Annotated in this window: 4 protein-coding genes; 3 read left to right on the forward strand and 1 reads right to left on the reverse strand. The window is 61.9% G+C overall.

The window, feature by feature from the left end; translation table 11 throughout:
* Positions 1 to 275: 275 nt before the first annotated feature.
* The gene (locus M0D67_RS31170; RefSeq protein ID WP_093644582.1) at positions 276 to 1,829 is read right to left on the reverse strand and encodes an NADH-quinone oxidoreductase subunit M; all 1,554 of its coding nucleotides are present in this window, start codon (positions 1,827 to 1,829) and stop codon (positions 276 to 278) included.
* Positions 1,830 to 2,514: 685 nt separating this feature from the next.
* Between M0D67_RS31170 and M0D67_RS31175 the strand changes: the two genes are divergently transcribed.
* From M0D67_RS31175 to M0D67_RS31185, 3 genes are all read left to right on the forward strand, one after another.
* Complete coding sequence (locus M0D67_RS31175) at positions 2,515 to 3,264, forward strand: ABC transporter ATP-binding protein (RefSeq protein WP_154567133.1); 750 nt, start codon at positions 2,515 to 2,517, stop codon at positions 3,262 to 3,264.
* Complete coding sequence (locus tag M0D67_RS31180; RefSeq protein ID WP_154567143.1) at positions 3,254 to 5,824, forward strand: FtsX-like permease family protein; 2,571 nt, start codon at positions 3,254 to 3,256, stop codon at positions 5,822 to 5,824. The genes M0D67_RS31175 and M0D67_RS31180 overlap by 11 nt, the downstream gene beginning before the upstream one ends.
* A gap of 227 nt (positions 5,825 to 6,051) precedes the next feature.
* Positions 6,052 to 7,137: a lipocalin-like domain-containing protein gene (locus M0D67_RS31185; RefSeq protein WP_154567132.1), complete on the forward strand. Its 1,086-nt coding sequence runs from the start codon at positions 6,052 to 6,054 to the stop codon at positions 7,135 to 7,137.
* Positions 7,138 to 7,308: the final 171 nt, after the last annotated feature.

The following is a 7,308-nucleotide window of genomic DNA, read 5'->3' on the forward strand; positions in this document are numbered from 1 at the left end:
TCGTTTTCGCAACGATCTATTGCAGCGCAACACCGTGTGACATGTTGCCGCATACCTATGCGCGCGTGAGGGTTCGCAATGCGCTATTGCAAAGTACCGGCGGAATCACCGGATCACAAAAGTCCCTTTAAACAAGCACTAGAACGCAGTGTTACCTGAACGGTTACGCTGCGCCGGATGCTCGAAAAGGACGTGTGTATGGATGCGAAAAAGCGCGTTCGCGCCGGCAGCATCCTGGCGAAGGATGCTGCACTTGCAACACACGCTTGTTTCGATCAGCCCGGCGTGCGTGCCGCGACAGTAGCGGGCGCCGCAGCCTGCAGATGCTCGCCACCGTCAGCCGGAACGGAGTCCGACGGATGCAGGCTGCGTTCCGATTGCGCCAGCAGCGTGCCGACCGACGGGTCGATTGCATCGGTGAAAGGCTTCGGATTGATGCCGATGGCCAGCACCAGCAAAGCCATCGCGCCGAGCAACACGAACTCGCGCTTGCCGAGGTCCTGCAGCTTCGCGACGCGTGCATTGGCAATCGCGCCGAAAATCACGCGCTTGTACATCCACAGCGTATAGGCCGCGCTCAGAACCAACGTGGAGGCCGCGATGGCGCCGATCCAGAAATTGAAGCGGATCGCGCCCATCAACACCATGAACTCGCCGACAAAACCCGAGGTGCCCGGCAGGCCGATATTGGCCATCGAGAACAGCATCACGAACGCGGCGAAGCGCGGCATGGTGTTGGCAACGCCGCCGTATTCAGCGATCGAAGCCGTCTTCGTGCGGTCGAAGAGCATGCCCGTGCACAGCAGCATCGCGCCGGACACCACGCCGTACGACAGCATCTGCACGATCGCACCGGCCTGGCCGATGCGGTTGAAGACAAACAGGCCGAGTGTCACGAGGCCCATGTGCGCGATCGTCGAATACGCAAGTAGGCGGCGCATGTCGGTCTGCACGAGCGCCAGCAGGCTCGAATAGATCACCGCGACCAGCGACAGCGTGATCATCATCGGCGCGAAGAAATGGCTGGCCTGCGGGGCGATCGGCAACGCGAAACGCAGCAGGCCGTAGCCGCCCAGCTTGAGCATGCCGATCATCACGGCGGCGCCGGTCGGGCCGTCGAGGTGGACGTCAGGAAGCCACGTATGCAGCGGCCACATCGGCACCTTCACACCGAACGCCGCAAGGAAGCCGAGGAAGATCAGAACTTGCGGCCACGTGCCGAGGCGCGTTTCGCGCCACAGCGCGAGGTCGAAGCTGTGCGTCTGCGCATACAGATACAGCATCGACATCAGCATCATCAGCGAGCCGAGGAACGAGACGAAGAAGAACTTCACCGCGGCATACGAGCGGTTCGAATTGCCCCACGTCCCGATCAGCAGGTACAACGGAATCAGCGTCGCCTCGAACGAGATGAAGAACAGCATGCCGTCCATCGACGTGAACACGCCCTGCATGAAACCCGACAGCATCAGGAACGCGCCGAAGTATTGCGCGGTGCGCTCGGTGATCGACTCCCACGAGGCGACCACGATGATGATCGTGGTCAGCGCGGTCAACGCGACGAGCCACAGCGAAATCCCATCCACCCCCACATGCCATGCAATATCGAACGTAGGTGACCAGCGGACGTTCTCGACGAACTGCATCGACGTCACGTCGTTGCGGAAATTCGACACGAGCGGAATCACCGGCAGGAAGCCCGCTATCGCGCCGATCAACGCGAGCCATCGCGTGCGGCTACGCGCCGCGTCCGATCCGGCACGCAAAACCACGAGGCCGGCGACAATAGGGATCCAGATGAGTAGGCTAAGAAGCGGAGGCAATGGCATGTGTTCTGTTGAAAACTTGAAATACAAAACGCCGCATCAATGCCTTCGAAAACGAAAGCATTGAAATGGAAATGTAGGTTGGATTTCGCTGAAATTGACGTCGAAGCGGTGCTGCCTGCCTCACGTTTACCCGCAGTCGAATGACCAAGGTGGGAGATTACCAAGATAAGAATACTTTTGCAGCGCAACAACGCTGCAAAGCCCTTGGTAATGCGTTGTTGCCACGCCTGCTCTTGCGAAACGCCAAAAAATGTGCAGACGCACAAAGCAATTTCGTCAGGGTATACACCATGCCTTTTACATGTAGAAGAAGGCAGTTGGCGGGCGATTAGCCACTCTTGCACAACCGCTTCGACGCGACGATCGCACCGAAATAAATCATTCTGGTGCACGACGCGCCATCAAAGCCGATTTCGAGCCGCAGGCGAAAATTTAGCGTATCCACGAGCAGAAATTTTTTTTGATCCGGCACTCTAAAGAAGTGTCGGCGCGAGCCCGAAAAGACCCTGTCGATCTACCTGCCTTCCCATTGTCAGACAGGTATCGGGCGATGGCGGCGCTCGCCTGCGAGCCTTACAGAACCCGAATATACTTCGGCGGTTCAGGGGCCGGCGCTCGTGCGTAGCACGGTAGTTCTTCGCACGATTGGACGCCGCCCTCACCGGCCAGACTTATTGGATACCGCATGCTGCTTCGTGATGAAGGTGTCGTTCCCGCGCTCGAATGCCGTGGGCTTGGCAAGGCCTACGGCGCCGGCCGCATCGTGCTGGCGCACCTCGATTTCACGCTCGCGCCGGGTGAATTCGTCGCGATCATGGGTGACTCCGGCGTCGGCAAATCGACGCTGCTGAATCTCATTGCAGGGCTCGACAGCGCGGATAGCGGCGACGTGATCATCGACGGCAGCGCAGTCTCGCGTCTGGATGACAACGCGGCAACGCGGTTGCGCCGCCAGAAACTGGGCTTCGTGTTCCAGGCGTTTCACGTACTGCCTCATCTGACACTTGCGCAGAATGTCGCTCTGCCGCTGCTGCTAAACGAGCTGCCCACGGCCGGCGCGCTCGATATGCTCGCGGCCGTCGGCTTGAGCGGCCGTGGCGATGATTTTCCGCGGCAGTTGTCGGGCGGCGAGTTGCAACGCGTCGCCATAGCGCGGGCGCTCGTGCATCGTCCGAAACTGATTCTCGCCGACGAACCCACCGGCAACCTCGATCCCGATACCGCACACGAGGTACTCGGCTTGTTCCGCACGCAAAGCAAGGCAACCGGCGCGGCCACCATCATGGTCACGCATTCGGAGGCAGCCGCGGCAGTGGCAGACCGTATCCTGATTCTGAGCGACGGCGGTTTGCACGCATCGTCCGGACGCACCGCCTTTTCCGGCTCGCCACCCGACGCTCGATCCGCTGCGCGTTCAGCCGATGATGCACGCTGACCCACGGCCGCTGCAGCGTATGCGAGGTCATCGCATGCTCGCGCGTTGGCTGTTGGGCGCAGAGTGGCGCAGTCACCGTGGACGCGCACTGGTTGCGATCGCAACGATCGCGCTCGGCGTCGCGCTTGGCTATGCCGTTCAATTGATCAACAGCGCGGCCTTCAATGAATTCTCGGCGGCGGCGCGCAGTCTGTCGGGCGAGGCCGATCTGCAGGTGCGCGGTGCGCAACCTTTATTCGACGAATCCATCTATCCGCGTTTGTCGACTGAGTCTGGCGTGGCGCTGGCGAGTCCCGTACTCGCGCTCGATGTCACCGTGCCGGATCAGAGCGCCGCACTACCCGTGCTCGGCGTCGACGTCTTCAAGGCAAGCCGCATTGCGCCTGATCTGATTGGGGTGCCGTCAACGGATCGGCCGTTCGATACGCTCGCGGCCGATACGGTGTTTCTCTCGGCGGCGGCGCAACAATGGTTGAACGTGAAGATCGGCGATGACGTGGCACTGCAAAGCGGCACGTCGATCGTGCACTTTCGTGTGGCCGGCGGTCTCGTGAGAACGCGGCCGGGTCAGCGGCTCGCGGTGATGGATATTGCCGCCGCTCAGTGGAAATTCGGCAAGGTGGGCAAGCTGTCGCGCATCGACGTGCAACTTGAACGGGGCGTCGATCGCGAACGCTTCAAGCGTGATCTGCAAGCGCGGCTTGGCGGGCGGTGGGTGATCTCCGAGACGCGCGACGCCGAAAGCCGCACCGATCGTCTGTCGCGCGCTTATCGGATCAATATGAACGTGCTCGCGCTGGTGGCGCTTTTCACCGGCGCGTTTCTCGTGTTTTCGACGCAGGCACTGGGCGTCGTGCGGCGCCGTGCACAGTTCGCGATGTTGCGCGTGCTTGGACTGACGCGCGGCCAGTTGTTGCGCCAGATCCTGATGGAAGGCGCGCTGCTCGGCCTGCTCGGTTCGCTATCCGGACTCGCGCTCGGCTATGCGATGGCGAGCGGTGCGTTGCGCTTTTTCGGCAGCGATCTGGGCGGCGGCTATTTTCCTGGCGTGCAACCGCACGTCGGTGTCGAACCGATCGCGACCGCACTATTTCTGACGCTTGGCATCGCCGTGTCGGTATTAGGCAGTCTTGCCCCTGCATTGGAGGCGGCACGTGCGCGACCGGCAGCAGCGCTCAAAGCCGGCGCCGAGGAAGGCGCACTGGCGCGACTCGCTACGCCGTGGCCCGCGTTGACATGTCTGCTGGTTGCCGCCTTGCTCACGCAGGTGCCGCCGTTGTTCGATGCGCCTGTCGGTGGCTATCTGGCTGTCGCGCTGTTGCTGGTCGGCGGGATTGCGCTGATGCCGCGCGTGACCGCTTTGATCTTTGGCGCCGCAAGCCGTGCTCTCGGCGCGCGGCGGCAGGCCGGCGCGGCGAGCACGTTGGCATTGGCGCGTCTCGCGAATGCGCCGGGCCATGCATCGATCGCGATGGGCGGCGTGCTGTCGAGCTTCGCGCTGATCGTCGCAATGGCGATCATGGTGGCCAGCTTCCGTGTTTCTGTCGAAGACTGGTTGGGCCACCTGCTCTCGGCCGATCTGTACGTTCGCGTGGCGCCGAACGGCGACACCGGTGGCTTGCGCCCCGACGAACAGACTCTGCTGAGCACCGTGCCCGGCATCAAGACTGCGGCGTTTGCCCGCACCTCGCATCTCACGCTCGCCCCTGCACGGCCGGACATCGCCGTACTCGCCCGTGAAATCGACGCTGCCGATCCAGGTGTAAATCTGCAGATGACCGGGGCGGTACTGCCGCCTTCCGCATTCCATGAGGGCGAGACACCTGTTTGGGTATCCGAAGCAATGGTCGATCTGTACGGATATAAGCTCGGTCAACGCGTGCAGTTGCCGCTCGGCGAGCGCGGTCACGTGTTCGTTGTAGCCGGCGTATGGCGTGACTACGTGCGGCAGACAGGCGCGATTCAGATACGGCTTCCGGATTACCGGCGCCTAACCGCCGACACAGGCGCGACGGATGTGGCCGTCACCGTTCAACCGGGAACGAGCGTAGAACGCGTGATGGCCGGCCTGCGTGCGCTGCCCTTCAGTGCATCGCTGAACCTGTCGCAACCGGGCGAAATCCGCGCGCGTACGCTGGTCATTTTCGATCGAAGTTTTGCCGTCACTTATCTTCTCGAGGGGGTCGCGATTGTGATCGGCCTGTTCGGCGTCGCGGCGACGTTTTCCGCGCAGACACTCGCGCGGGCCCGTGAGTTCGGCATGCTGCGGCATGTGGGCGTGACCCGCTCGCAGGTTCTCGCGATCCTTGCGCTCGAAGGTGGGATGCTCACCGCTTGCGGCATCGCGATGGGCTTCGTTCTTGGATTCGCGATCAGTTTGATCCTGGTGTTCGTCGTCAATCCGCAGTCGTTTCATTGGAGCATGTCACTGCACGTTCCATGGACCGTACTCGGCACGGTTGCGTTGGTGATGCTGGCTTCGTCGTGTTCGACGGCGGTGATTGCGGGACGAGGCGCGGTGTCGGTGGATGCGGTGCGGGCGGTGAAGGAGGATTGGTGATGGGCAGGTTGTCGCGTGAGATGGTGCGGGAATCGATGTATGACGCGGCGTATGGAGCGACGTATGGATCGGCGTATCGAGCGATGTATCAAGTGACGTGTCGAGTGACTGCGTGCTCTTATCGAACTGGTCGCGTCCGCCTGGCGCACAGCGTTCCAGGCCGGTCATCGGCTGCGCCGCCGCACCTGGCAAGTGCACGAAGGCTGAGCGCAGCGATTCATGCGGCGTTGCTTTGCTTGGGTTTGATCGCTACTGCATCCGCGGTCGCTGCGACACCCGAGTTCGCAGCGGTCACGCCGGACCATCCGGTCGTCTTTCCGCAGGACACCGGCGCACACGCGGCTTTTCGCACCGAATGGTGGTACGCAACAGGCTGGCTCACTACACCGGACAATCACCCCCTCGGTTTCCAGATCACATTCTTTCGCTCGGCAACCGGTCACGACGCAGCGGACCCGAGTGCGTTCGCACCGTCGCAATTGATCATTGCCCATGCCGCGTTAAGCGATCCTGCGGCTGGTCATCTGACGCACGATCAGCGCATTGCCCGCCAAGGCTTCGGGCTGGCGTACGCGAAGCCGGACAATACTGACGTCAAACTCGATGCATGGAAAATCGTCCGGGCCGGCGACGGCCACTACGACGTTACAGTGGACGCGAACGGATTCGCGCTGCACCTCGCGCTGACACCGACACAAGCTCCTTTGGTCCAGGGCAAACGCGGCTACTCGCTCAAGGGTCCACGGCCCGAACAGGCGAGCTATTACTACAGCGAGCCGCAATTGCGCGTGACTGGCAGCGTAGTTCGACCGGTCGCGGCAGGCAGCAAATCGACGGGCGAAACGGCCGTTACCGGCGCCGCGTGGCTCGATCACGAATGGTCCAGCACGCTGCTCGATGCCGACGCGGTCGGATGGGATTGGCTCGGCGCCAATCTGACGGACGGTTCAGCCTTGATGGCATTCAAGGTTCGCAGTCGCGATGGACACGCAATATGGGCACATGCCGCACTCAGAAATCGCGACGGTCAGGTGACGACGTTCGGCCGCGATCAGGTCGATTTCACTCCAGTTCGCACATGGCGCTCGCCACGCACGAACACGTCGTATCCCGTGTCGATGACGGTCAAAACCGGCGCGTTTACGTGGCGCCTCGATCCACTGATGGACGACCAGGAACTCGATTCCCGCCAATCGACCGGCGCAGTGTATTGGGAAGGTGCAGTGCGGGTGAGCCGTGACGGCGCGGACGTTGGACGTGCGTATCTGGAGTTGACGGGGTACGCGAACGCGCTGCGGATCGGGAAGGAGTGATACCGGAAGAACCGGAGCGCTTCGAGCAAAGTCTCACGGCGGCGATGTTTTCAGATGGCTGGTTTTTGCGCCGTAAACGCAGAAACCCCACCTTTGTGGGGTGGGGTTTCTGATGCTGCAGGGGAGCCTGACGATTACCTACTTTCACACGGGAATCCGCACTATCATCGG

Source organism: Paraburkholderia sp. SECH4, from assembly GCF_030511745.1.
Taxonomy (GTDB): Bacteria; Pseudomonadota; Gammaproteobacteria; order Burkholderiales; family Burkholderiaceae; genus Paraburkholderia; species Paraburkholderia madseniana.

What these genes read in the sequence shown, in the direction of transcription:
- M0D67_RS31180 (WP_154567143.1), top strand. Translation starts at nt 3,254, where the DNA reads ATGCACGCTGACCCACGGCCGCTGCAGCGTATGCGAGGTCATCGCATG.
- M0D67_RS31170 (WP_093644582.1), bottom strand. Translation starts at nt 1,829, where the DNA reads ATGCCATTGCCTCCGCTTCTTAGCCTACTCATCTGGATCCCTATTGTC.
- M0D67_RS31175 (WP_154567133.1), top strand. Translation starts at nt 2,515, where the DNA reads ATGCTGCTTCGTGATGAAGGTGTCGTTCCCGCGCTCGAATGCCGTGGG.